General features: G+C 73.4%; 2 protein-coding genes. Both read left to right on the forward strand.

Annotated features, from left to right (window positions below; genetic code table 11):
* Window positions 1-2,983, forward strand: a 2,983-nt coding sequence (locus AB0C69_RS39980) for an amino acid adenylation domain-containing protein (protein ID WP_360361584.1), incomplete at its 5' end; no start/stop codon positions are given.
* Window positions 2,980-3,559, forward strand: a 580-nt coding sequence (locus AB0C69_RS39985) for a condensation domain-containing protein (protein ID WP_360361587.1), incomplete at its 3' end; no start/stop codon positions are given. The genes AB0C69_RS39980 and AB0C69_RS39985, both read left to right, overlap by 4 nt.

Genomic DNA, 3,559 nt, shown 5'->3' on the forward strand with positions numbered 1-3,559 from the left:
GGCGGGGGCGGCTTACGTCCCGATCGATCCGGACTACCCGCGGGACCGCATCGCCTCCATGCTCGAAGACGCTCGTCCTGCCGCGACCTTGCGTCCGGAGGACTTGGAGGGGCTGGACGACCCGGGTCTTCCCGCTACCGACCTCGGTCTCGCCATCGACCCCGACCATCCGGCTTACGTGATCTACACGTCGGGTTCGACGGGGCGTCCGAAGGGTGTGGTGGTTCCGCACCAGAACGTGGTGCGGTTGCTGCGTTCGACCGAGGAGTGGTTCGACTTCGGTCCCCAGGACGTCTGGACGCTGTTCCACTCCTATGCATTCGACTTCTCAGTGTGGGAGCTGTGGGGTTCCCTGCTGTACGGCGGCAGGCTCGTCGTCGTCCCCTACCTGACGTCCCGTTCGCCGGACGACTTCCTCGACTTGCTCGCGGCCGAGAAGGTCACCGTCCTCAACCAGACCCCGTCGGCCTTCTACCAGTTGATGGCGGCCGACAAGCAGAACCCGGGCAGGGACCTCGCTCTGCGCTACATCGTCTTCGGCGGTGAGGCACTCGACCTGGGACGCCTGGAGGACTGGTACTCCCGGCACCCGGAGGACGCCCCCGTCCTGGTCAACATGTACGGGATCACCGAGACCACCGTGCACGTCTCGTACCTCGCCCTCGACCCCGTCCACGCGGCCACGGCGGCGGGGAGCCTCATCGGCGTTGGCATTCCGGACCTGCGCGTCTACGTCCTGGACGGTCGTCTCCAGCCGGTCCCGCCCGGCGTCGTCGGCGAGTTGTACGTCGCGGGGCCGGGTCTGGCGCGCGGGTATCTGAACCGTCCCGGCCTGTCCGCCGAGCGGTTCGTCGCCGACCCGCACGGCGAGCCAGGCACCCGCATGTACCGCACGGGCGACCTCGGCCGCTGGCGCACCGACGGGACCCTCGACTACCTCGGGCGCGGCGACCAGCAGGTGCAGCTGCGCGGCTTCCGGATCGAGCCGGGCGAGATCCAGGCCGTCCTGACCAGGCACGAGGACGTCCGCGACGCCGCCGTCGTGGTCCGCGACGACCGCCTCATCGCCTACGTCGTCGCGCCCGGAGCCGACACCGCCGAGCTGCGCCGCTTCGCCGCGAAGGCCCTGCCCGACCACATGGTTCCGGCGGCCGTCGTGGAGCTGGACGCTCTGCCGCTGACCTCGAACGGCAAGCTGGACCGCAAGGCGCTCCCTGCCCCCGATTTCGGGGCGAAGGTGTCGTCGCGGGCGCCGCGCACCGAGCAGGAGGAGACGCTCGCGCGCCTGTTCGCCGAAGTCCTGGGGCTGGAGCGGGTCGGGATCGACGACGGGTTCTTCGACCTGGGCGGCGACTCCATCATCGCGATCCAGCTCGTCTCCCGCGCCCGCCAGTCCGGCCTGGTCATCACGCCCCGCGAGGTCTTCCAGCACCAGACCGTCGAAGAACTCGCCGCCACCGCCAAGCCGGTCGGCGAGGGTGAGCAGACCGAGGCGGAGGCGCCGGGCGCGGGCATCGGCCGCGTCCCCGCCACCCCGATCATGCGCTGGTTCCAGGAGCTGCACGGCCCCGTCGACGGCTACAGCCAGCGCATGCTGCTCCAGGTCCCGCCGGACCTCGGCACGGAGCGGCTGACCGCCGCGCTCCAGACGCTCCTGGACCACCACGACATGCTCCGCCTGCGCGTGAACGGCGCCGAGTTCGAGGTCGCCGAGCCCGGCGCCGTCGACGCTGCGCCTCTCGTCCGCCGCGTGGACGTCGCCGGGCTCGGCGCCGCGGAGCTGCGCGCCGTGCTCACCGCCGAGGCCGAGGCCGCCCGCCGCGCCCTCGACCCGGCCGCCGGGACCATGGCGCGGCTCGTCTGGTTCGACGCGGGGCCCGCCGCGTCCGGGCGGCTCCTGCTCACCGTCCACCACCTGGCCGTGGACGGCGTCTCGTGGCGGATCCTCCTGCCCGACCTGGTCACGGCCTGGGCCGGGGGCGGCCTCGACCCCGTCCCGACCTCGTTCCGCCGCTGGGCGCAGCGCCTCGCCGCCGAGGCGTCCGACCCCGCCCGCACGGCGGAGCTGCCGCTCTGGGAGGACGTCCTCGCCACCCCCGACCCCGTTCTCGGCGCCCGGCCGCTGGACCCGGCCGCCGACACCTTCGGGACGGCCCGGCACCTCACCCTCGACCTGCCCGCCGACGTGACCGGGCCGCTGCTCACCGACGTGCCCGCCGCGTTCCACGGGCGCGCCAACGACGTGCTGCTCACCGGCCTCGCCCTCGCCGTCGCCGAATGGCGGCGCGAGCGCGGCGCGTCCGAGGACACGGCGGTCCTCATCGACCTCGAGGGGCACGGCCGCGAGGAGATCGTCCCCGGCGTCGACCTGTCCCGCACCGCCGGCTGGTTCACCTCCATCTACCCGGTGCGCCTGGACGCGGGCCTGGTCGAGCCCGCCGACGTCCGCGAGGGCGGCCAGGCCGTGGGCACCGCCCTCAAGCGGGTCAAGGAGCAGCTCCGCGAGATCCCCGACAACGGCATCGGGTACGGGCTGCTCCGCCACCTCAACCCGGCGGCCGGCGAGCGGCTGCGCGGCCGCCCGCAGATCGCGTTCAACTACCTCGGCCGCTCCGCCGCGCCCGAGGCCACCGACTGGGGGCCGGCCGGCCAGGCCGACGGCGACGCCCTCGGCGCCGGCCAGGACGCCGCGCTCGGCCTCGTCCACGCGATCGAGGTCAACGCGCACACCCGCGAGCTGCCCGGCGGCCCCGAGCTGTCCGCGACGTGGACGTGGGCCGGCGACCTGTTCGACGGCGACGCGATCGAGGACCTCGCCGGCCGCTGGTACGCGGCGCTGCGCGGCCTGGTCGCGCACGTCGCCGGCGCCGCCGAGGGCCCCGTCGGCGGGTTCACCCCGTCGGACCTTTCCCTGGTGGACGTCAGCCAGGACGAGATCGACGAGCTCGCCGCCGAGCTCGACGGCGAATGGGAGCTGGAGTGAGCAGGTCGCAGCTTGAGGACATCCTCCCGCTCTCCCCGCTGCAAGAGGGGCTGTTCTTCCACGCCCTCTACGGCTCCGGCCACGACGTCTACACCGCGCAGATCGTGTTCGACCTGCACGGCCCGCTGGACGCGGACGCGCTGAAGGCCGCCGCGGCGGCGCTCCTGCGCCGGCACGCGAACCTGCGAGCCGGGTTCCGGCAGCGCAAGGAAGGTTCCCCGGTCCAGGTCGTCCAGCGCACGGTGCGGCTGCCGTGGCAGGACGAGGACCTGTCGGCCCTGCCCGGACCCGAACGCGAGGCCAGGGCCCGCGAACTGGCCGACGCCGAACGCGCCCGCCCGTTCGACATGGCGAGGCCGCCGCTGCTGCGCTTCATGCTCATCAGGCTCGCGGACGGCCTGCACCGCATGGTCTTCACCAACCACCACATCCTGCTGGACGGCTGGTCCACGCCCGTCCTGCAGACCGAGCTGTTCGCGCTCTACCTCGCCGGGGATCACCGGTTGGTGTCGCAGCGGCAGCACCATGCTGGGCAACGTCCTCGCCGAGGCCCCGGGGATCGTGCACAGGTCGGAC

Source organism: Actinomadura sp. NPDC048032 (assembly GCF_040653175.1).
In the GTDB taxonomy this organism is placed as follows: Bacteria; Actinomycetota; Actinomycetes; order Streptosporangiales; family Streptosporangiaceae; genus Spirillospora; species Spirillospora verrucosospora.